Annotated in this window: 22 protein-coding genes and 3 tRNA genes; 10 read left to right on the plus strand and 15 right to left on the minus strand. The window is 55.5% G+C overall.

Going from position 1 to position 22263, the window contains the following annotated elements; translation table 11 throughout:
- Positions 1-12: 12 nt before the first annotated feature.
- Positions 13-522: an acetolactate synthase small subunit gene (ilvN, locus tag CSC3H3_RS13925; protein ID WP_101268434.1), complete on the plus strand. Its 510-nt coding sequence runs from the start codon at positions 13-15 to the stop codon at positions 520-522.
- A gap of 73 nt (positions 523-595) precedes the next feature.
- Positions 596-1657 carry a ketol-acid reductoisomerase gene (gene ilvC / locus CSC3H3_RS13930; RefSeq protein ID WP_281262544.1) on the plus strand — a complete coding sequence of 354 codons (1062 nt, stop codon included), beginning with the start codon at positions 596-598 and terminating at the stop codon, positions 1655-1657.
- A gap of 185 nt (positions 1658-1842) precedes the next feature.
- Here ilvC and CSC3H3_RS13935 read toward each other — a convergent pair whose 3' ends face one another.
- The gene (locus CSC3H3_RS13935; protein WP_101268438.1) at positions 1843-3045 is read right to left on the minus strand and encodes an MFS transporter; all 1203 of its coding nucleotides are present in this window, start codon (positions 3043-3045) and stop codon (positions 1843-1845) included.
- 126 nt (positions 3046-3171) lie between these two features.
- On the opposite strand from CSC3H3_RS13935, the gene CSC3H3_RS13940 reads away from it, so the two are divergent.
- Both CSC3H3_RS13940 and CSC3H3_RS13945 read left to right on the plus strand, forming a co-directional pair.
- Positions 3172-4074 (plus strand): LysR family transcriptional regulator, encoded by a 903-nt coding sequence (locus CSC3H3_RS13940; RefSeq protein WP_101285210.1) that lies wholly within the window; start codon positions 3172-3174, stop codon positions 4072-4074.
- Positions 4075-4370: 296 nt separating this feature from the next.
- Entirely contained in the window at positions 4371-5279 is a 909-nt protein-coding gene (locus CSC3H3_RS13945; protein ID WP_101268442.1) for a pseudouridine-5'-phosphate glycosidase, read from the plus strand.
- A gap of 139 nt (positions 5280-5418) precedes the next feature.
- On the opposite strand, the gene CSC3H3_RS13950 is transcribed toward CSC3H3_RS13945, so the two are convergent.
- Positions 5419-6063, minus strand: coding sequence for a pyridoxamine 5'-phosphate oxidase family protein (locus CSC3H3_RS13950; RefSeq protein ID WP_101285211.1), 645 nt, complete (start codon positions 6061-6063; stop codon positions 5419-5421).
- A 120-nt stretch (positions 6064-6183) separates the two neighbouring features.
- On the opposite strand from CSC3H3_RS13950, the gene CSC3H3_RS13955 reads away from it, so the two are divergent.
- Together CSC3H3_RS13955 and CSC3H3_RS13960 are read left to right on the plus strand one after the other, a co-directional pair.
- Positions 6184-7875 carry an aminotransferase-like domain-containing protein gene (locus CSC3H3_RS13955; RefSeq protein ID WP_101285212.1) on the plus strand — a complete coding sequence of 564 codons (1692 nt, stop codon included), beginning with the start codon at positions 6184-6186 and terminating at the stop codon, positions 7873-7875.
- A gap of 105 nt (positions 7876-7980) precedes the next feature.
- Complete coding sequence (locus tag CSC3H3_RS13960) at positions 7981-9483, plus strand: cryptochrome/photolyase family protein (RefSeq protein ID WP_101285213.1); 1503 nt, start codon at positions 7981-7983, stop codon at positions 9481-9483.
- Between the two features lie 88 nt (positions 9484-9571).
- Here CSC3H3_RS13960 and CSC3H3_RS13965 read toward each other — a convergent pair whose 3' ends face one another.
- The 6 genes from CSC3H3_RS13965 to infA all read right to left on the minus strand — a co-directional run bounded on the left by CSC3H3_RS13965 (position 9572) and on the right by infA (position 14486).
- On the minus strand, positions 9572-11128 hold the full coding sequence (locus tag CSC3H3_RS13965; RefSeq protein WP_101285214.1) for a CYTH and CHAD domain-containing protein: 1557 nt from the start codon (positions 11126-11128) through the stop codon (positions 9572-9574).
- Positions 11129-11586: 458 nt separating this feature from the next.
- A tRNA-Phe gene (locus tag CSC3H3_RS13970) sits at positions 11587-11662 on the minus strand.
- Between the two features lie 104 nt (positions 11663-11766).
- Positions 11767-11985 (minus strand): DNA gyrase inhibitor YacG, encoded by a 219-nt coding sequence (locus tag CSC3H3_RS13975; protein ID WP_101285215.1) that lies wholly within the window; start codon positions 11983-11985, stop codon positions 11767-11769.
- 3 nt (positions 11986-11988) lie between these two features.
- The gene (locus CSC3H3_RS13980) at positions 11989-13410 is read right to left on the minus strand and encodes a ribonuclease E/G (protein WP_101285216.1); all 1422 of its coding nucleotides are present in this window, start codon (positions 13408-13410) and stop codon (positions 11989-11991) included.
- A gap of 2 nt (positions 13411-13412) precedes the next feature.
- A complete protein-coding gene (locus CSC3H3_RS13985; protein WP_245881124.1) occupies positions 13413-14009 on the minus strand; it encodes a Maf family protein in 597 nt (198 codons plus the stop codon).
- 258 nt (positions 14010-14267) lie between these two features.
- The gene (gene infA, locus CSC3H3_RS13995; RefSeq protein ID WP_073955974.1) at positions 14268-14486 is read right to left on the minus strand and encodes a translation initiation factor IF-1; all 219 of its coding nucleotides are present in this window, start codon (positions 14484-14486) and stop codon (positions 14268-14270) included.
- Between the two features lie 200 nt (positions 14487-14686).
- Between infA and CSC3H3_RS14000 the strand changes: the two genes are divergently transcribed.
- Positions 14687-15217, plus strand: coding sequence for a GNAT family N-acetyltransferase (locus CSC3H3_RS14000; RefSeq protein ID WP_101285219.1), 531 nt, complete (start codon positions 14687-14689; stop codon positions 15215-15217).
- A gap of 81 nt (positions 15218-15298) precedes the next feature.
- Here the strand turns inward: CSC3H3_RS14000 and CSC3H3_RS14005 are convergent, their stop codons facing one another.
- The 7 genes from CSC3H3_RS14005 to CSC3H3_RS24780 form a co-directional block, all read right to left on the minus strand.
- Positions 15299-15745 (minus strand): arsenate reductase/protein-tyrosine-phosphatase family protein, encoded by a 447-nt coding sequence (locus tag CSC3H3_RS14005; RefSeq protein ID WP_101268457.1) that lies wholly within the window; start codon positions 15743-15745, stop codon positions 15299-15301.
- Positions 15746-15751: 6 nt separating this feature from the next.
- Positions 15752-16237 carry a UPF0262 family protein gene (locus CSC3H3_RS14010; RefSeq protein ID WP_101268497.1) on the minus strand — a complete coding sequence of 162 codons (486 nt, stop codon included), beginning with the start codon at positions 16235-16237 and terminating at the stop codon, positions 15752-15754.
- Positions 16238-16289: 52 nt separating this feature from the next.
- On the minus strand, positions 16290-17585 hold the full coding sequence (hisD, locus tag CSC3H3_RS14015; protein WP_101285220.1) for a histidinol dehydrogenase: 1296 nt from the start codon (positions 17583-17585) through the stop codon (positions 16290-16292).
- Complete coding sequence (hisG, locus tag CSC3H3_RS14020; protein WP_101268461.1) at positions 17575-18237, minus strand: ATP phosphoribosyltransferase; 663 nt, start codon at positions 18235-18237, stop codon at positions 17575-17577. The genes hisD and hisG overlap by 11 nt, the downstream gene beginning before the upstream one ends.
- Positions 18238-18370: 133 nt before the next feature.
- Complete coding sequence (gene murA, locus CSC3H3_RS14025; RefSeq protein WP_101268462.1) at positions 18371-19657, minus strand: UDP-N-acetylglucosamine 1-carboxyvinyltransferase; 1287 nt, start codon at positions 19655-19657, stop codon at positions 18371-18373.
- Between the two features lie 59 nt (positions 19658-19716).
- Positions 19717-20271: a dCTP deaminase gene (gene dcd / locus CSC3H3_RS14030; RefSeq protein WP_101268464.1), complete on the minus strand. Its 555-nt coding sequence runs from the start codon at positions 20269-20271 to the stop codon at positions 19717-19719.
- 177 nt (positions 20272-20448) lie between these two features.
- Positions 20449-20619, minus strand: a complete 171-nt coding sequence (locus CSC3H3_RS24780) for a hypothetical protein (protein WP_172963427.1) — start codon at positions 20617-20619, stop codon at positions 20449-20451.
- Positions 20620-20792: 173 nt separating this feature from the next.
- On the opposite strand from CSC3H3_RS24780, the gene CSC3H3_RS14035 reads away from it, so the two are divergent.
- From CSC3H3_RS14035 to CSC3H3_RS14045, 3 genes are all read left to right on the plus strand, one after another.
- Positions 20793-20867 (plus strand) — tRNA-Thr (locus CSC3H3_RS14035).
- Positions 20868-20892: 25 nt separating this feature from the next.
- Positions 20893-20967 (plus strand) — tRNA-Thr (locus tag CSC3H3_RS14040).
- 449 nt (positions 20968-21416) lie between these two features.
- Positions 21417-22259 (plus strand): hypothetical protein, encoded by an 843-nt coding sequence (locus CSC3H3_RS14045; protein ID WP_101285221.1) that lies wholly within the window; start codon positions 21417-21419, stop codon positions 22257-22259.
- Positions 22260-22263 lie beyond the last annotated feature (4 nt).

A 22263-nucleotide genomic window follows, 5' to 3' on the forward strand; every position in this document is an offset into this window, starting at 1 on the left:
CGGAGCAAGACCGTGAAAGAAACCGAAATCTCAAAACACACCATTTCCGTTCTGGTGGACAACGAAGCGGGCGTTCTCGCCCGTGTCATCGGCCTGTTTTCCGGCCGTGGCTATAACATCGAAAGCCTGACCGTTGCCGAAGTTGATGCCAATTCGCGCCAGTCGCGTATTACGGTTGTGACCTCGGGTACGCCCATGGTGATCGAACAGATCAAAGCCCAGCTTGGGCGCCTGGTACCGGTTCACAAGGTCAGCGACCTGACCCTGGCTGGCCCCAGCGTTGAACGCGAACTGGCATTGGTAAAGGTCATTGCGACCGGCGAAAAACGTGTCGAATCCCTGCGTATTGCCGATATTTTCAAGGCACGCGCCGTGGATGCGACCAACACTTCCTTTATTTTCGAAATCATCGGCAGCCCTGAAAAGATTGATGCCTTCAATAAATTGATGGAGCCGCTTGGCCTTTCGGAAATTTCCCGTACCGGTGTTGCCGCGATTTCGCGCGGCACCCTGATGATGTGAATTTGCCCTGCCCCGGCACGGGTCGGGGCGGACGCCAAATACATTTCACCCTTTTAATCCAGCGACCACGCAAATCAGAAAACAAGCGTGGCCCAACGTCCAGAGGTATCGAAAGATGCGTGTTTATTACGACCGCGATGCAGATGTTAACCTGATCAAGACCAAAAAAGTTGCCATCATCGGTTACGGCTCCCAGGGCCATGCCCATGCCCTTAACCTGCATGATTCCGGCGTTGCCGAAGTTGCTGTTGGCCTTCGTGAAGGTTCCTCGTCGCGCAAGAAAGCCGAAGCTGCCGGCCTGAAGACCATGACCCCGGCCGAAGCCGCTGCATGGGCTGACGTTGTCATGATCCTGACCCCGGACGAACACCAGGCTGCGATCTATGCAAACGAACTGGGTGCCAACCTGAAAGAAGGCGCGGCCCTGATGTTTGCTCATGGTCTGAACGTTCATTTCGGCCTGATCGAGCCGCGTGCTGACCTTGACGTCATGATGGTCGCACCGAAGGGCCCGGGCCACACCGTTCGTTCCGAATATGTCCGTGGCGGCGGCGTTCCTTGCCTGGTCGCAGTTGAACAGAATGCTTCGGGCAATGCCCTTGAACTGGCTCTGTCCTATGCTTCGGCTATTGGCGGCGGTCGTTCCGGCGTTATCGAAACCAGCTTCCGTGAAGAATGCGAAACCGACCTGTTCGGCGAACAGGCTGTTCTTTGCGGCGGCCTGACCCAGCTGATCAAATACGGCTTTGAAACCCTGACCGAAGCTGGCTATGCACCGGAAATGGCATATTTCGAATGCCTGCACGAAGTGAAGCTGATCGTTGACCTGATGTATGAAGGCGGTATGGCAAACATGCGTTACTCGATCTCGAACACCGCTGAATATGGCGACTACGTCACCGGCCCGCGCGTGATCGATCCGTCTGTCAAAGAACGCATGAAAGGCGTTCTGGCTGACATTCAGGAAGGCAAATTCGTTCGTGACTTCGTTCAGGAAATGCATTGCGGCCAGCCGATGTTCAAGGCAACCCGCCGTCTGAACGCTGAACACCAGATCGAAGAAGTTGGTGAAAAACTCCGCGCGATGATGCCGTGGATTGCCGCCAACAAACTGGTCGACAAAGAAAAGAACTAATCTTTTCAGGTTGAATTAAAGACGGCCGCCCTTTGCAAAATGGGCGGCCGTTTTTTTTATGGTTATATCGGTCAGTCACCCCATTCAGTGATCAAGGCCGCCGCCATCCACCCCATAAAAAATGGCCGCCCGATACCGGACGACCATTAACGTTGGGCACAAAGCCCGTTGCAAATGCGCTGCTATTAATGGGGGCTTGGTGCGTGGCGCATGCGTTGCAGCGGCATGCGAAATTCGGTCACGGCCCAGAACAGGAACGAAACCAGCGATACGGCAGCGCCGATCATGCAAACGCCGCTCCAGCCTGCGATACCATAAAATGTTGCCGACAAAGCCGACCCGGCCGCCCCGCCCAGAAAATAGCAGGACATATAACCGGTGGTCAGGCGGCTTCGGGCATCGGGGTTCAGGCGGTAAATTTCGCTTTGATTGGAAATATGCGCACCCTGCACACCCAGATCGAGAAACACGACCCCCAGGCCAAAGGCAATGATCGACCATTGCCCGGAATATAACAGCCACCAGCTTAGCGTCGTCATCAGAATAAAGCCGCCAGTCCCCAACCGGGCCCAGCCCCAGTCAGCCAGCCTTCCGGCAAATTTTGCGGTCAGTGCGCCAACGGCCCCTAACAGGCCAAACATGCCGATCACGCCTTCGCTGTAATGAAAGTTTTTGGCCAGCATAAAAGCCATCGACGTCCATAAAATGCCAAAGACAGCATATTGCATTCCGCCCAGAAAACCACGCCGTCGCAATACCGGTTCATCACGAAACAGATGCAGGATCGAGACATAAAGCTGGCGATAGGTGGTGTGGGACGTTGGCGCGATATGGGGCAAAAAGCGATAACAGGCGAGGGAAAACATCGCCATCAAAATGGCTGCTGCCATATAAACCGCGCGCCAGCCGCCCCATTCGGCCACCAGCCCGGCAAATGTGCGCGCCAGCAAAATACCAATCAAAAGGCCGCTCATAACCGTGCTGACGGTGGCCCCCCGTTTGGCCGGGGTGGCGAGGTGGGCGGCCAGCGGCACCAGAATTTGCGCCGTAACACTGGTCAGCCCCACCACAACCGCAACAGCCAGCAGGATGCCAAAGCTTTTGGCAAAGGCCATTCCCATCAACCCGGCGGCGGTAAGGGCGGTGGTCAGGGTTAACAATTTGCGCCGTTCGTGATGGTCGCCCAGGGGCACAACACAGATCAGCCCGGCAAGATAACCCAGTTGCGATACCGTCACGATCAAGCCAGCCTGGGTGGATGTCAGGGCGAATTCCTGCGACAGCAGCTCAAGAAGCGGTTGGACATAATAGTTACTGGCAACAGAAAGGCCGCTACCAACGGCCATCAGTGCGATCAGCCCCGGGGTGAGTTCGGGTTTAGTCGTCATGTTTGGATGCCTGAAAAATGCGTTCAATTCGCATCACGATAGGGCCTTGGCCCTTGCGGAACAATCAGGCAGGATGCACAGTATCTTTGCAATACCTGCAAAGAAAACAGTGAAAACACCCCTGCCATGAATGATGAAATCAGCGACCTTCGACTTTTTTGCAAAATTGTCGATGCCGGTAACCTGTCCGAGGCTGCCCGCCAATGCGACAGTTCCCCCGCCACCATGAGCCGCCGCCTTTCAGCCATGGAAAACCGGCTTTCGGTAAGGCTGTTTCAACGGTCATCGCGGCGGTTTTCGCTAACCGATGAAGGCATTTTATATTACGAACGCGCCCAGACCATATTGGCACAGCTTGATGCCGCCGAGGCGGAAATCACTGCCAAAACTGCAAAGCCCAGTGGCCTGTTGCGGGTCAGCGCGCCAATGCAGATTGGCCGCACCCTGATCACACCGATCATTGCAAAATTCAGCGCGCTTTACCCCGATATCGATATTCGCTTTACCCTGTCAGACGACCAACCCGATGTGAATGATGCCAATATTGATGTTTCCATTCGCATCGGCCTGCCCGAAGCCCCCGACATTGTTGTGCGCCAGTTGATCACCAGTCGCCGTGCCGTATGCGCCACACCGGAATATCTGGCAAAAAATGGCACGCCCCAACGCCCGGAAGATTTGCTCTATCACAACTGTATTTGCCTGATGCGCAAAAACCGCAAATTCGACCGCTGGGTATTTCGGGAAAACGGTAAAAAGCGCCACGTGCAGGTAAAGGGCCAATTGGCAACCAGCAGCGGCGAGGTTTTACACGCCCTGATCCGTGCCGGGCGCGGCATAGGCCTGAAAGCCATGTGGGACATTGCCGAGGATATCCAAAGTGGGGCCCTGGTTGAATGCCTGGGCGATTACGCCTGCGATGACATTGCCCTTTACGCAACCTTTGAAAAACACCCGTTTTTACCCCCACGCATTCGTCACTTTCTGGACGTTTTGAGCAGCGAATTACAGCATAAACCCGCGATGTAAATCACACCTGCACAGCCCAAAGCAGGCACCGGCCGTACGGTACCCACAATGGAAAGCGGGGCTAAATTCCGCAGGAAATCGCGGGATTCGGGGCAAATTAGTTGCGGCACCCTCAGGGCTGGCATGCAAATGCGCAAGGGTGCATATCCCGGTTTGGGCTGGATAAATAAGGATATTGTGGTTAATGCTGATGCCGGTGTGTTGACCCATTTGCAGGATCAACGGGCAAACCAGCCCCCGCCTGATGCTGCAAATGGGCCTGCACACTGAATTGCCACCACATAAAGAGCAGACGGATGTCCGAATTTATTGATCTTGCCCCCGAAGTTGCCGAAGCCTTTGCCAGCGGCGCGCCGGTCGTTGCCCTTGAATCCACGATTATTTCCCATGGCATGCCCTATCCGCAAAATCTGGAAACGGCACAGGCAGTTGAACAGGATGTGCGCGATAATGGTGCCATTCCGGCAACCATCGCTGTTATTGGCGGGCGCTGCAAAATCGGACTTTCGCCAGACGAGCTGGAATATTTCGCCAAAGGCACCGATATCCTGAAGCTGTCGCGCCGCGATATCCCCTATGCCATTGCCAAAAAATGCGACGGGGCAACCACCGTTTCGGCAACCATGATTTTGGCGGAAAAGGCCGGTATTTCGATATTTGCCACGGGCGGCATTGGCGGCGTTCACCGCGAACTTGCCACCAGCTTTGACATTTCAGCTGACCTGACGGAACTGGGCAAAACCAGTGTTGCGGTTGTTTGCGCCGGGGCAAAGGCCATTCTTGATATTCCGATGACGCTGGAACATCTCGAAACGCTGGGCGTGCCGGTTATTGCCTATGGCACCGACGAATTCCCTGCTTTCTATACTGTCAAAAGCGGCCAGAAGGCCCCGCTGCGCCTTGATAGCCCCGAACAGATTGCCGATTTCCTGTCAGCCAAATGGGATTTCGGCCTGGAAGGTGGCGTTGTGATTGGCAACCCGCCGCCCGCAGACAAGGCACTTGCCCTGGAAGCCATCGAACATGCCATTGATTCAGCCCTGGTCGAAGCCAAAGGCCTGAATATTCATGGCCGCGAGGTTACGCCCTTCCTGCTGCAACGTGTTACCCAGCACACCAAGGGCAAAAGCCTGGAAGCCAACATCGCACTGGTGCGCAACAATGCCCGCCTTGCTGCCCAAATCGCGGTTGCCCGCGCAAAATAGGCAGCCCACAGGGCAATTACACCACCCGATACCAAAACCGCAAAATGCGGGCCACACACGGCCCGCATTTTTATTTGCCCATTAAAAAGGGGCGTGGGACCAACCGGTTGAGAAGCCGCCCCACGCCCCCTTCGCTGCCTTATGCCGGGGTGGCATTCGGCAAAAGGCTGCGATCAAGCCGGCTGTCATCAATGGGCGCATCCCAAACCGTGCGGCAGGGCAAAACACCAGCCCATACTGGCAGGGTGTAATCTTCCTCGTCATCAACCGGGTCACCCGAACGGATTTTGGCCGAAACCTCCTCCATATCGAATTCAAGGAACATGGTTGCCTTCAATTCCTGCTTGCTGGGCTGACGGATCTGATCCCAGCGGCCCTGTGCCAGCTTTTCGACAAACAGTCTGGATTGTTCCATTTTTGCATTCGGGTCATCCATAACCCGGCCTTTGCCGTAAATCACCACGGACCGGTAATTGGCAGAGTGGTGAAAGGCAGAACGCGCCATTACCAGCCCGTCCAGATGCGTCACGCAAATGCAGGCATCGGCCCCATTGGCGATTGCCGCCAGCACCCGGTTTTTCGATGCACCATGAATATAAAACTGTTCACCCATTCGCCAATGCGCCGTCGGGATCATAACCGGGCGGCCATCCAGCACGGTGCTGACATGGCAGATAAGGGCTTCATCAATAATGCGATGTACCGTTTCACGGTCATAACTGGCGCGGTTATGCCCACGCACCAGTTTTGTCCGCGGGTGAATATCATAATCGGTGGTGCTCATCAGGCGTCTCTCAGTCAGCTTGGTTGGCTCTCTCTCCTCGCATCATCACCAAAATTGGACTTTTCATAAGAACCGATATAATAAAATTGATGGAACCAATTTGAAAATGACGGACGGGGCATGAGCACGATTTTCTCCTGGATTTTTGCCAGCCAGCCAGACGATGCCCGCCAGCCTGCCTATCGCAGGCTTTACCTGGGTATTCGTGCGGCCATTCTTGATGGGCGGTTAAAACCAGGTGAAAAACTGCCTGCCACGCGCGATCTGGCAAAACAGTTGCGCATTTCGCGCAATACCATCGTCAATGCCTTTGACCTGCTGATGTCCGAAGGTTACCTGGAAGGGCGTATCGGCGCCGGAAGCTTCGTTGCCGCCAGCCTGCCTGATCACCTGTTTCACACTGCTACCAGCAACAATGTTGGTAAAACACCACCTGCCAGCCCAAAGGCCTGTTCCCCGTCCGCACCAGCCACCACGCAGCGCCCGACGCCGGCGACACCAACGGGCAGTAGTGCCAATAAAAGCATGGCAGAGGGCCGAAAACGCCCGCTCCGCATTAGCAAAAGTGCACAACGCAGCCTCGCCTTCACCCGCCAGCACCCGCATTTTCCGGTATCACGGCCCTTTAACCCGGCGGCACCAGACCTGTCGGCTTTTCCCTTTGATATCTGGGCGCGGCTGTTACGCCGGGCCTGGCGCGCGCCCAAACCGGCCATAGTCACCCCCGATGACAGCATGGGCCTTGCCGATTTACGCGAGGAAATTGCAGGCTGGCTGCGGCAAACCCGCGGCGTGAATTGCAGTGCCGCGCAAATCATGATCGTTTCAGGCGCACAGCAGGCACTGGATTTTATTGGCCGCGCCCTGATTGACCCCGGCGACATCGTCGCCCTTGAAGACCCCGGCTATGAAGGTATTCGCGGCGTTCTGGCCGCCAATGGCGCGGTTATTCAACCCATCCCCGTTGACGAAGAAGGATTGCAGGTTAGTGCCCTGAACCACCCGCAAAGCCAGGATAACACCGGTCATCAAGGGCAGCAGGCGGGTGCGGGTGCGGATGCTAATGCGGGTATGGATGCGAAAGCAGGCGCAAACATCTCGCCGCGTATGGTTGTGACCACGCCATCGCGCAATTATCCCATGGGCACCACGCTGTCGCTGGCGCGAAGGCTGGCTTTGCTGCAATGGGCGCATGACAATGACGGCTGGATCATTGAAGACGATTACGACAGCGAATATCGCTATGACGGGCCGCCTTTATCCTCGCTTCAGGGGTTGGACCGCGAAGACAGGGTACTTTATGTCGGCACATTTTCCCGTGTGCTGTTTCCCGGCATCCGGCTGGGCTATCTGGTTTTACCACATGACCTGGTGCCGGTTTTTCGTGGTTTGCGCAGCTTTGCCGATGGTGTGCCTGCCCCAACGGCGCAGGCCGCCCTTGCCGCCTTTTTCGCCGACGGGCATTTTGGCAGCCATGTACGCCGCATGCGCCTGCTTTATGGGGACCGGCGCCAGCACCTGCTGAACCTTATCAATGATCGCGCCAGCGACCTTCTGGACATTGTCGTCAATGATGGCGGGCTTCACGTATGCGCCCGCCTGATCAACGGGCAACCCGACCAAAAATATCAGCCAGCCCTGCTGGCCAAACAGATCGACTGCCGGTTTTTGTCATCCTATTTCCATGACAAAACGCACAGCGAAAACATCGCTGATCGGCAGGGCCTGATCATGGGGTTTGCCGGCTGGGAAAAATCGCAGCTTGAACAAAGTTTTGGTGATCTGGTCCGTATTTTGCGACGTAACAATTAAAGTACCCCGAGCCAGAGAAAGAGCGCGCCTTCATGCTATCCCCTGGCAAGTCACGTTTCGGCGCGCTCTTTTCTTGATTTGACAATAGCATAGCAAGAGGCCCGGATGCCCCGTCCCCCCATTGCCATCATGTGGTTTCGCAATGATTTGCGCCTGACCGATAACCCCGCCCTTGCCGCCGCAATTGCCTGGGCACGCGACCATGACGGCACCATCCTGCCGGTTTATATCCTTGATGATGTAATGGAACGGCAACTGGGCGGTGCCACCCGCTGGTGGCTGGAACACAGCCTGGGGGTGCTTGAAAAATCCATTTCGGAAAAAGCCAGCACCCATGCCGGCGATACGGCCGAAAACAGCCTGCGCCTGTTCAAAGGCAAGGCAAAGGACGTGTTATCGCATCTGTGTGATGATCACGATATCGGCGCGGTATTCTGGAACCGCTGTTATGACCCGCAATCGGTAGAACGCGACAAGGCCTTAAAACAGCATTGCCGGGATGACCTGAAACTTGAATGCGAAAGTTTCAACAGCCACCTTCTTTACGAACCCTGGGAAGTCAAAACCGGGGCTGGTACATCCTTTAAGGTCTTTTCGCCCTTCTGGCGGGCCTGTCTTAAAATGCCACCGCCTGCCCGCCCCAAACCGGCACCAAAGGACATTCCCCTTTCCGGCATCAGCCCGGCACAGGCTGTATCGATCACGGCCTTGGACCTGTCACCCAAACCGGTTAACTGGGCAACCGGCTTTGCCGAGCGGTTTACCCCGGGCGAGGGCGCCGCACGCGAACAGCTTCACGATTTTATCGATGACCGCCTGGCGGATTACGCCGAAATGCGCGACCGCCCGGACCGGCTGGTGACGTCGGAACTATCACCGCATTTACGTTTTGGCGAAATCAGCCCGCGCGAAATTTGGCATGCCATCAGCCACCATGCCGAGGCCGAACCGGGCCAGGGCAAAGCCGCATCGAAATTTCTGTCCGAACTGGGCTGGCGGGAATTTGCCCACCATGTGCTGTTTTACGCCGATGACCTTCGTACCGAACCGCTACAGGGCCAGTTCCGCCATTTCCCCTGGCGCGATAACGACGACGCACTTAAAGCCTGGCAGCGCGGCAAAACCGGCTATCCCATTGTCGATGCCGGGATGCGCGAACTTTGGCATACCGGCTATATGCACAACCGGGTGCGCATGATTGTGGGGTCATTGCTGGTCAAACATCTGTTGTTGCACTGGCAGCACGGGCTGGACTGGTTTGATGATACCCTGGTCGATGCCTGCCCGGCGGCCGACCCGTTTTCCTGGCAATGGATTGGCGGCAGCGGTGCCGATGCTGCCCCCTATTTCCGCATTTTCAACCCGGTCCTTCAGGGCGAAAAATTTGATGCCAAAGGCGATTATGTACGTCAATGGGTGCCGGAACTTCGCGACCTGCCGAATTCCCACATCCATAAACCGTGGGAGGCCCCGGCCCTTGTCCTTAAAGGGGCTGGCGTCACACTGGGCCAAACCTATCCCGAACCGATTGTGGACCTTAAAGCCGGCCGCGACCGGGCCATGGAAGCCTATCAGCAAATGAAAGCCGATAGCGACGCTGCCGGTTAAGCCAGACAAGACAAGACAAGCAAACACATAAAACGGGCGGATCTGCATCTGCACATCAGCCCGTTTTTTCATCCATCAGGATCGCTGCTTAGCGCCAGAATGGTTTTTGCTTGTCGAACGCCTTCCAGGCATCGGCAATGCCCTGCAGGCGGTAATCGGCACGCGCACCATACCAGCCAGCAATGCGGCCCACACCAACCATGCCCTGTTTGCCCAGGGTGGATTGCAAAACAGCCAGCCTGCTTTCAGCAACGGCGGCGTCATTCAACTGACCCAGAATATCCTGCAATTCGGCAAGGCTGCTGCGGAATTTGCGAACCGATTTACCACCGTAAATTTCATAGAAGAAATCGCAGGCATAACGCATCTGTTTTACATCCAGCCGCCAGGCATGCAGCCCGGCAATGCTAAGCTCGGTAACCTTGCTGCCGCGTTTGGCCATGCGTTTGCGTGCTTTTTCCAGCAGCGGTTCGGCCAGTTCACCAATCGGGGCGGACATGGCCCGCATTTGTGCCGCACTTGCCCCCGATGCCCAGCGCGAATAGCTTGCCCATGCGCCCAACAACAGGCAAAGCTGCTGGTAATCGGATGATTCCAGCATCGCAAATGCCGCCTTCAGGGCGTGCGCACGCTGGCCCGATGCCGCCTTGCGCAATTCGGCATTGGGGCCGTTTTCGCCTTTGTCGGGAAAACGCTGTTCAATGGCTGGCAGGGTTTCCCCCAAAAACACATCCCAATCCCGCAGGGCATCAAGGCCCTTGGTGCAGGATTTCAGCAGGCGGCGAATCAGCACTGACTCGCCCGCTGGCAGGTTATGACGAAACAGGTTAAAGGCCACACGCAGGCGGCGCATGCCAATGCGCATCTGATGGCAGCCTTCCGGGTGCAAATCGCGGCGCACACAAATTTCGTTGCCCAAAATCATCGTCAGACCCTGGGCGATCACGGCACGAAAGGCTTCTTCCGCGCTCATCCCCTCATGCAGGCCCACCGGGTCTGCCTTGTAAAATGTTGGCTGTTCATCAAAATAAAGGGCGCGCCCGCGCGATGCCTTGGACCGCAGGCTCAGGTAAAGGGGCACCGTTCGCTGTAATTCAAGCGCCAGGTCAAACAGGGTTGCCGGGTGGCCTTCTTTTAGTTCCAGTTCGACCTCGGAAATGGGGGCTTCGCGGTCGCCCGCACGCACCACGCCCTGATCAATGGCAAGTTCCATCACCGCATCGCGATAGCCAAGGTCAACGCTGGCGCGCGACAGGTCGGTTTCAAAAATGCGGTCGATCTTTTTGTTCTTTGCCAGCTTGTCGAGCAACGCCAGCACATCGGCATCGGTGAATTTGGCCAGATCAAGTTCACCATTTTCCAGCTCGACCGTCCATTCCTGGCGTTCTGGCAGGGCTGCGCGCAATCCGTTCGATGCCTTAACCGTCTGTTCCCAGCCCGTAGCACCCTTTTTGCGCACACGAATGGCCAGCCCCTTGCGTGACAGGGCCAGTTTCGGCGTATCGTAATAGATGGAAACAAGCTGCGTGGTGGTCAGGCGGCGGCCTTCTTTCACTTCACGCAGAACAGGAGCCTGTTTAAGACGATTCACATGTTTCGGATCGATCCGCATTTTGAGTTCGATCTCGATCTGTTTCTCCGCCATGCCGGTTCCTTCTGTATCATTCTGTCTCATCAGGTGCCAAAAATACACCACCTGAAGGTAGTTCTATCGTGAAACATATTTCAGCAATTTGAAATGATGTCGCTCAAGCGCATGTCATTTACTGGTAATATTCCTGTAAAAATCAGGCTAGACGCCGGAAATGCAAGTATTTTTACCGATACCATCATCGGTCGCAATTCCCATGTTCATTTGAATGCACATAGGCGCAAAGCCATGTTCAAACCGACACGACTCTAAAAGGTTTCGCGCATTTGGCTGGGACTTGCCGAAATTCCGGCTATCACAAATCGGATAATGCGCCGTCAGGGTCTGACGGATTCTTGCAAGACCGGGAAAGCGGGCGGTGCGACGGACATAAAAGCAAATGGCGTTTGCCAGCGCCCTGAAAAAAGGCACAAAAAAACCTGGCCGAAGCCAGGTTCTTTTTGAAGTTCAAGTGGTGCCCGGAGGCGGATTCGAACCACCGACACGCGGATTTTCAGTCCACTGCTCTACCAACTGAGCTATCCGGGCAACCTTGAAGCATTTCCGTTTCCGGAAGCGTTCCCTGCGGAACGAGCGGGGTTATACAAGCTGGCTTTCACCTTGTCCAGCCTGTTTTCGCATTTTTTTTGAACTTAAAATTCGTCTTCATCTTCAAGGTCTTCAAGATACTCTGGCGGCTCGGTCGCGGGCACGGCATAGCTGGCGTTCAACCACTTGCCCAAATCCAGATCAGCACAGCGTTTCGAGCAGAAAGGCTTGTATTTCTCGACCACTGGCGCACCGCACATCGCGCATTCCGTGGTGCTGCCATGTGCCGTTCCCTTGGCCGATGCGCTGGGTTTACTGGCCATTATTCAGTCCCTTTCAATCACATATTCATGGCGCGCCAATGCCATATCGGCCACGCATTGCGGTGCACGGCCAAAAATTTCGCCCAGAATTCGGCGAAAATTTTCGCGATTACCACATAATTCCAAAATATCGGGATGCAATCTTACCCGCGTTGCCCCCACTGGCCTTTGGCGCATTTCCGTGGCAATCCCGCGCAAAACGGCGTTTCCTGCCGCTTCACGGCCCCACCGGCGCATATTTTCAGACGAATCGCCTTTCGCATCGTCAAATATCAACGATGCCAAATCGGCCCCGCTGCGCTGGCGGCTAAATTCATACAGGCCCAGCCGGGTAAAACCGCCAACTTGCACAGCCCCATCAATTTCGGCGGCGAATCCCTGTTTGATGGCTGCCTCAAAAGAATCGCGTGCCGCCCGGCCCGGCATACGGATGGGGTCAATCACCACCAGCCCGCCGATATTGCGCAATTTTATCTGATGCACAATTTCCGCGGCTGCCGCCAAATTTACATCCTGGTTTCGCCGCGCGGCATTTTGCCCCGCCTGTGCGCCCCCTGCATTCACATCAATGGCACATAATGCCGTTGTCGCCTCGATCGATATCCATCCACCACCAGGCAGGACAACACGGGTTGCCAGGGCTTCATCAAGTGCGGCCTCAACGCCCTCGGCCTCAAATAACAGCGAATCGCCTTTATGAGGCTTCAGGGCATCATCACGCGCGCCAAGGGCACGCACCAGACCACGCAGGCGAATATATTCCGACATGCCATCGACAATGCAGGCCTCGCCCGCCAGAACGTGGCGTTCAATCACCTGATCAACATCTGACAGGGCCTGAAACACCCGTATCGGCCGCGATGCATTTTTTTGCGCTGCCAGCGCCTTTTGCCAAATGCCGGCAAGCCGGGAAAATTCCCCGCGCAGGGCATCATCATCCCAACCGGCTGCTGATGTACGCAGGGTGATGCTTTCGCCCTGCTGCGTCAGTGCCTTTAATGTATGGGCAAGATGGTCGCGTGTTTCAGGATCGCTGATTTTGCGGGGAATATCGATGATGCCGCCAGAGGGGCGAAAAATCATTCCCACCCCTTCTATGGCGATACGCCCGGTCAGTTTCGGGCCTTTATCATCAAATCCAAGGCGTGATACCTGGACAATCACCCATTGGCCTTCGTGAAGCGGGCCATCGATACGGTCCAGCGGCAACAGGCCATCATCGCAGCCATCAAGCACCACCATGGCCGCAGCCATTTCCGGCATTACCCGCGATATACGGCCAATATGGATGTCAAACCGGCGCGGTCCACCGCGATCAAACCAGATACGGCTGACGCGGTCATTTTCCAGCAGGGCGATCCGGCGTTCATCGGCCACCGCATCAATCAGCAAAAGCCTTTCGCCATCGTCCCCCTGCGCGCGCATTTTTATCCTGCCTCCGGGAAATATCCCAACCCGCGCAACAGCGCATCGGTATCATAAAGCGACAGGCCAACCACATTGCTGTATGACCCTGAAATCTGGCGGATAAACACCGCTGCCAGCCCCTGGATGCCATAGGCGCCTGCTTTGCCCTGCCATTCATCACTGGCAAGGTAACGGCGAATATCACCTTCATTAAGGCTGCGGAAAATAACCTGCGTTTCAACTACACGGGACCGCAGGGTGCCATCGGGCGCAATCACGCAGATACCGCCATAAACACGGTGGCGGCGACCTGACAGCATGCCAAGAAATTTGCGTGCTTCAGCGGCGTCTTCGGGTTTGCCCAATGCACGCTGGCCGCAGGCAACAACCGTATCGGCCGCCAGCACATAGGCACCATCATGACCATCTGCCACGGCCTTGGCTTTTTCCTCGGCAAGGCGAAGGGCCAGGCGGCGCGGGCTTTCGTCTTTTAACGGTGTTTCATCAATATCGGCTGGCGCAATGGCGGCTGGCGTAATGCCAATCTGGGTCAAAAGTTCTACCCGCCGCGGCGAGGCCGACGCCAGAACAAGCTTGGATGAAACATGCGAAGACAAATGACGGCTCCCGATTTGCAAAACAGACGTGACGCGCACCATAGCAGGACATGCCTGGCGACAAAACGCCGATTGCCCTGTTTGGCAATGGCAGCCTTGTCGCAAAATCTGCCCCAAAACAGACAAATGCCGCCAGATCAGGGATCATGCGGCATTGCGTCAGCTCACGCAGGGAAAATATCGCGATTTGCAGGGTATCTCGCACCCAAAACCGCCTTTACATCAAAGGCGGCGACAAACCGGAATATCAACTGCGGATTATTTAAAGCGGAAAGTGATCCGACCTTTGGTCAAATCATACGGCGTCATTTCAACGCTGACGCGGTCACCCGCAAGAACGCGAATACGGTTTTTCCGCATCTTGCCCGAAGTATGGGCGAGAATTTCGTGGTCATTGTCCAGCTTCACGCGGAACATCGCGTTGGGCAGAAGTTCTGTAACTGTGCCCTGAAACTCGATAACGTCTTCTTTAGCCATGTGACTCCTAAACTTTCGTGCTGCAACACCAACGACCGGTTGGCGCAAACTGCGCTGTTCACGCGAAAAGGTCAAGCCCTTTCGCATGTCGCACAGTGCGCCCCGGCAATGCGGTACGTGCATGTTTCACCCAATATAGGTAGCATAAGGTAACACCGCCACCCCTATCGCCCAAATCGCCGCCAGATACAGGATCGTGCATGAAAAAGGTTCTAACCCCTGACCAGTTCCCAAAAATTCGCCCCGCAACCGCCCAGGACGTTGGTCATATGCATGCCATGCTGCGCGAAATTGCACGGGTAACCGACAGCCTTGATAAATTTACCAGCACCAAAGAAGACATTCTGCGCGACGGATTTGGCGATATTCCGGCCTTTCATGCCCTGATTGGCGAAACGAACGAGGGCATGCCCCTTGCCATGTGCCTGTATTTTGACAGCTATTCCACCTTTCGTGGCAAGGCTGGCATTTATATCCAGGATTTATATGTGGATTCGTCGCTGCGCGGCGGCGGGTTTGCCCGTTATCTGTTTTCCCATGTCGCCGCCCACGCCAGACGCACCAACCGGCATTATATCCGCCTGTCTGTTGATGCCGAAAACATGACCGGGCAAAAATTCTATCGCAAAATCGGCATGAAACCCGCTGTCAGCGAACGCATTTTCGTGCTTGATGGCCCGGCCCTTGCCACACTGGCCGCCGAAGTCGACCTGATGGAAGAACAGGGCTGATCAAAAGACGGGGCCAATGGCGCAAAGAAATGCTTCATCAGCCCTGCCCGGGCAAACCGGTGATCAGGAAAATTCCGGAATTTAAAATGTAGGTGCCGGGGCCAGCGGAAAGCGTTCAAGAATGCGTTTTTTAAGCTGGTCACGCACCTGGCGATAGGCCTCGAGCCGGGTTTCGCGCGTGCCTTCAATCAGGGTGGCGTCAAAGGTATTCCAGAATTCAACGTCACAGGCCATGGTGCGCGTCATTTCAACGGCACGGTGCTGGGCCTCGGGCGACAGCGTGACGATCAAATCAAAAAAACCGTCTTCCAGTTCATCAAAGGTTTTGGGTTTATAGCCGGAAATATCAAGGCCTATCTCGTCCATTACGGCAACGGCAAACCCGTCAAGGTCGCCGGCACGCAGGCCACAGCATTCAACATAAACCCGGTTACCGTGAAAATGCCGCATCAATGTGGCCGCCATAATCGAACGGACAGCATTGTAACTGCAGGCAAACAGTACGGCACCGGGAATATCCTGCGCCACTTGCCGTTACCCTCGAATATGAAGAACGCAAATCAGGGTAAAAAGCCGCCGCGCAGTGTTTTCATCAATCACCACCTTTTCTGACAGCAGATCGCGCAATTGTTCAGACCCTTCATTATGCAAACCACGGCGCGCCATATCGATAGTTTCGATCTGGGCGGCGGATGCCTTTTTGATCGCGTCATAATAGCTTTCGCAGATCATGAAGTAATCTTTCACGATGCGGCGAAACGGTGTTAGCGGCAAAACAATGGTGGTCAGGTTTTCGTCATCATTGTCGCCGCGCACATCCATATAGATGCGGTTGTCTTCAATGCGCATATGCACCGAATAGGGGCCGACAAAATCACCAACCGGGGCAAAATGGTTTTCTTCCAGAAGATCATAAATCGCCACCGCCTGTTCGTGCTCCACTTCCGGGCGGCGACGGATTTTGTATTTCTGGTCAAGATATATGCCGGCAATACACTGGTTGTTTACGGCGTCTGCCATCATCTTTTCCCCTATCCCCGGTTGGGTGATGCCATGCTGTGATGCAACAACCTTACATGCGGTTGGACCGGATCGCTACAGAAAGTCCATGCGCCTGCAAACCTTCGCTTTGCGCAAGGGCAATTGCAGCCGGGCCAATTTTCGCCAGACTTTCGGGCGTGCATTTGATCAGCGATGACCGCTTGATGAAATCAAGCACGCCAAGGCCCGATGAAAACCGCGCCGAACGCGCCGTTGGCAACACATGGTTTGGCCCGGCAACATAATCGCCAATGGCTTCGGGCGTATAACGGCCCAGGAAAATCGCCCCGGCATGGTGGATTTTTTCCGCCAGTGCATCGGGGTCATCGACGGCCAGTTCAAGATGTTCGGGTGCCAGTCGGTCCACAAGGGCCGGTGCCTGATCGAGATTTTCCACCAGCACAACCGCGCCAAAATCCCGCCAGCTTGCCCCGGCAATTTCAGCACGCGGCAAGGTTTCCAGGTGGGTATCAATCGCCTTTTGCACGGCATCGGCAAAAGTGGCGTCATCCGTAATCAGGATGGATTGCGCAACCGGGTCATGTTCAGCCTGCGACAGCAAATCGGCCGCCACCCAGGACGGGTCATTGCTGCCATCTGCCACCACCAGAATTTCCGACGGACCGGCAATCATATCGATGCCGACCTGGCCGAAAACCCGGCGTTTTGCCGCTGCGACAAAGGCATTGCCAGGACCGACAATTTTATCGACCGGACGAATGGTTTCCGTGCCATAGGCAAGGGCGGCAACGGCCTGCGCCCCACCAATGCGGTAAATTTCATCCACCCCGGCAATGCGGGCTGCGGCCAGCACCAGCGGATTCATTTTATTATCCGGTGTTGGCACCACCATCACCAGGCGTTCCACCCCGGCAACCTTAGCCGGGATCGCATTCATCAGCACCGATGACGGATAGGATGCCAGCCCGCCCGGCACATAAAGCCCGGCTGCCGTTACCGGCCGCCAGCGCCAGCCAAGCTCGACACCTGTTTCGTCGGTATAACGTTCATCGGCAGGCATCTGCTTTTCGTGATAGGCACGAATACGCGTTGCCGCCGTTTTCAGCGACTCCAGCAGCGACGGTTCGATATCGGAAATCGCCAGATCAATTTCTTCACGCGTTACAGCCATGCCCTGCGCATCAATCGACAGGCGGTCAAAGCGGTTGGTATATTCGACAACGGCCTCGTCCCCGCGTGCACGCACATCGGCAATGATGTCGGCAACGGCGGCGTCAACATCGGCATCCGATTCCCGCTTCATGCCCAAAAGTTTGACGAAATCTTCCTCAAAGGATGCTTCGGTAATCGACAATTTAATCGGCATTGCGCACCTCGGAGAAACGGTCAATCAAAGGCTGGATTTCGGTCGGGCGGGTTTTAAGGGCCGCACGGTTCACAATCAGGCGCGATGTAATATCGGCAATATGCTCGATCTCGCGCAGGCCATTGGCAACAAGGGTATTGCCCGTTGATACAAGGTCAACAATACGGCGGCACAGGCCCAGCGTCGGGGCCAGTTCCATCGCGCCATTCAGCTTGATGCATTCGGCCTGGACCCCACGTGCGGCAAAATGGTTGCGCGTGACGTTGGGGTATTTGGTGGCAACCCGCACATGCGACCAGCGCGACGGATCATCGCCTTCGATCATGTCTTCGGGCTCGGCCACTGCCAGGCGGCAATAACCAATACCCAGATCCAGCGGCGCATAAATTTCGGAATAATCAAATTCCATCAGCACATCATTGCCGCACACCCCGATATGGGCTGCGCCAAAGGCAACAAAGGTCGCAACGTCAAAGCTGCGCACACGAATGATATCGATATTCGGATGGTTGGTGGCAAAGCGTAACGCACGGGATTTCGAATCATCAAATGCGGCTTCAGGCTCGATGCCTGCGGCCCGCACCAGGGGCATTACCTCGTCAAGAATGCGTCCCTTTGGCAGGGCCAGCACCAGCTTTGCGTCGTCAGTCATCAATCAGTCGCCTTGCGCTTTGTTGTCTTTCTGCGGCCTGCCATCCCAATCAGGCAGGCGCAATCAATATTCGCATCCAAAGGTGCCCGCCCATTATGCAGGACGGGCATTTATCAGTGGTGGCCGCGCAAAATTACTCGCGCACGCGTTCAATTTTGGCACCGCAGGCCGCCAGTTTTTCTTCCAGGCGTTCATAACCGCGATCAAGGTGGTAAACACGGTTGATCACCGTTTCCCCCTCGCCCGCCAGCCCGGCCAGAACCATTGACACCGATGCACGCAGGTCGGTTGCCATAACTTCGGCACCCGAAAGCTTTGCACTGCCGCGTACGATGGCCGAACGGCCATGTACGTTAATGTCGGCCCCCATACGGCTCAGTTCCGGGACATGCATGAAACGGTTTTCAAAAATGGTTTCCGTAATCATCGATGCGCCATTGGCAACCGTCATCAGGGCCATGAACTGCGCCTGCATATCGGTCGGAAAACCGGGGTATGGTTCGGTCATAACATCCACCCCTTTCAGGGTGGCGCGGTTGCCGCGCACGATCATGCCGTCTTCGGTTTCGGTAATTTCAATACCGGCTTCCTTCAGCGCATCAATCAACGAGCTGATCAGCGCAACACGCGTACCAACCAGTTCGATTTCGCCGCCGGTAATGGCCGCAGCAATGGCATAGGTGCCGGTTTCAATACGGTCCGGCACAACGGAATATTCTGCGCCATGCAGGCGCGGCTTGCCGGTAATTTTCAGGGTATCGGTGCCAATGCCTTCAATTTCGGCCCCCATCGCCACCAGGCAATGCGCCAGATCGGCAACTTCGGGTTCGCGTGCGGCATTGGCAATGGTGGTGACACCATCGGCCAGGGACGCTGCCATAATGGCATTTTCCGTCGCACCAACAGAGACCTGTGGGAACAGGATATGCCCACCCTTAAGGCCTTCGGGCGCCCGTGCCTCGATATAACCTTCGGTCAAATGGATTTCAGCACCCATCGCTTCAAGCGCCTTAAGGTGCAGGTCAACCGGCCGGTTGCCAATGGCGCAACCACCGGGCAGCGATACGCGCGCAATACCACAGCGCGCCACCAGCGGCCCCAGCACCAGGACCGATGCCCGCATTTTACGAACCAGATCATAAGGTGCGGTTGTCGATGCGATTTCCTTTGCCTGCATGTCCAGCACGCGGCCGGTATGCCCGCCATTGGGGGCATTGCCATCCATATGCAATGCCACGCCGTGCTGGCTTAACAATTTTGCCATCGACGTAATGTCATCAAGATGGGGCAGATTGCTTAATGTCAGGGTTTCTTCGGTCAGAAGGGCGGCAGCCATCAGCGGAAGGGCGGCATTCTTGGCCCCGCCAATTGCGATTTTGCCCTGCAAGCGGCGGCCACCGGAAATCTTGATCTTGTCCATTCAATCCTCGTTAAACCGTGCGATGCACGGCGTGCTTATCTGGGTGCTTTGCTACGCGATTACAGGCGCGGCAGGGTCACACCTTTTTGTCCCATATATTTTCCGGCGCGATCGGCATATGACGTGTCACATTCCGCTTCGGCCTTCAGAAAAATAAACTGGCACGCCCCTTCATTGGCATAAATGCGGGCCGGAAGCGGCGTGGTATTTGAAAATTCCAGCGTCACATGCCCTTCCCATTCCGGTTCAAGCGGCGTGACATTGACGATGATGCCGCAACGGGCATAGGTCGATTTCCCAAGGCAAATAACCAGCGTGTCGCGCGGAATACGGAAATATTCAACCGTGCGCGCCAGGGCAAAACTGTTGGGCGGAATAACGCAAACATCGGTTTTACGGTTCACAAATCCCTGGTCGGAAAATTCCTTGGGATCAACCACCGCCGAATCGACATTGGTGAAAATCTTGAACTCGTCTGCCACCCGGGCATCATAGCCATAGGAACTGACACCATAGGAAATGACGCCATCACGTTTGAAACCATCAACAAATGGCTCAATCATGCCTTTTTCCTGCGCCATCTGGCGTATCCAGTGATCCGGCCTTACCGACATGTTCCCACCTCCGCCAAAACGAATTTCGATACCAACAAGGTTTTACCCGCCCCAGCCCTGCAAGATCAACCAGACGATGCTTTTATCCGCCGCAAAGCCTGCTTTTTTCTGCATTCCGGCCCTTTTGCCCCGGCTTCTGCGCAAAATCACGGGCATCAGCGGGTTTTAGGGCAGCGTTTATTTTGCGTCTTCGTCGCCAATTTGGGCAGCGTCATCATTTGTCGGTTCTTCCTTGCGCCCGCGTTGCTGCTGTTTGCGGCGGGCCAGATTGGCGCGCAATGCCTCGGCTTCGCGTTTCAAACGTTCAGGGGAAGGGATGGGTTTGGCCTGTTTTTTCTTTTCAGTCATGGTCATTTCTGGTCGTTGAACGGGTCGGAAACAAGCAGGTCAATCCGCGCGAAACATACACCGGAAGGTGGCAAAATAACGACGATCGGACGCCAGTTAAAAAAGGTGCATATTTCGGGCTTGACCAGACGCTAGGCAGTAGCCTATAACCCGCCCGCACCGCAAGGGTTCTTGCTGCCGTAGCTCAGGGGTAGAGCACTCCCTTGGTAAGGGAGAGGTCGAGAGTTCAAATCTCTCCGGCAGCACCATTTGCCCGAAACCGGCCTGTTACAGGCTGCCGTAGCTCAGGGGTAGAGCACTCCCTTGGTAAGGGAGAGGTCGAGAGTTCAAATCTCTCCGGCAGCACCATTTTCCAGACATTCCCGTTTTTTCGTTCGCACTGATGGCTTTGCCATTGGTGAGAAATCTGCGTTCACAGGGCTGCATTACGCAGCACGAATTTGGTCAGAAATGCCCCTGCATATCCTGCTTGCCAATAACGGCCATCACCTCGACCGTCTCACACATCACACGATAATAGACGCTGTGAACACCACAAACGCATCACCAGCTAATCACAATCAGCGCTGACTGGCTTCACACCGCGCAACTGAACGGATGCAAATCCGACCAAACTGAATAATAATAAAATCGCTGCGGCATCTTTTTCCTACACTTTGGGCCGGGTCGGTAATTTTGCCTCCTCCATTCGCAGTATTGCCCATGAATCCCCCTCTAAAATCAGATGCTCACCCAGCCTGAACGGGCATGATATTTGCTGATTTCTGCCAGCTTCACTGTTTGGGAAAGGCGGGATCATGTCTGTCATCGAATCTGCGACCAGTGCCTATTTTGCTGCGACACAATCGGGGAACGGCGCAACGGCGGGTAACGACGCCAGCTTTACTGCAAATTTTGATTTCAGCGAAGACATGTATTCAGACCCGGCGATGCGGCCCTATCTGGAACAGTATTACGAAAAGGCCTATGCCCCGATGCGCGAGCGCATTGCCGCCATGCGCGAAACCGCGCAGGACCCAATAACCGTCACCGGGCCGGATGGAACGGTTGCGACAGAGCTTTCAGCAGACCAATATGAAAGAATGATCCCCAGCTATGATAAATGGCTGGAAATGCAGCAGCAGTTTTCACCCTTTGATTTTGAACAGCAGCAGGCTGCCATGCTGGAACATGCAAAGCAGTCAGCGGCAACGCTGGAAGCCAACAACCCGGATTCGCAATCCGATGTCCGGGTTGTCTTTTCCAATGGCGATCAGATTTTGGGCTATATGGATAAAGCTGGCGGGGTTGCCATGCATAGTGGCGGTTATGCCCTGCAAAGCATTGTTCAGAAAGCCAATGACATGGGCCTGCGCGGCCAGGCCCGCGAGGATTACATCACACGTGAAGGCACCAAGGCCCTGTCAAAGCAATATCCGCAACTGGCCGTCAGCCACTACAGCGATGAAACCGCCCCGACCCGGCGCGAATTTTCGCAAAAATGGTATCCCAACCACGATATCGACCGAAACTATGCCACCGCGCTAAGCGACGCGCGCGAAAACCTGTCGCAGCAACAGGCCCACTATGACCGTATCCAGGCCAATATGCGCGACATGCAGAACTTCCTGCTTGGTTTGATGGAACAGGATGCGGCCTAAAACC

This window comes from Thalassospira marina, from assembly GCF_002844375.1.
In the GTDB taxonomy this organism is placed as follows: Bacteria; Pseudomonadota; Alphaproteobacteria; order Rhodospirillales; family Thalassospiraceae; genus Thalassospira; species Thalassospira marina.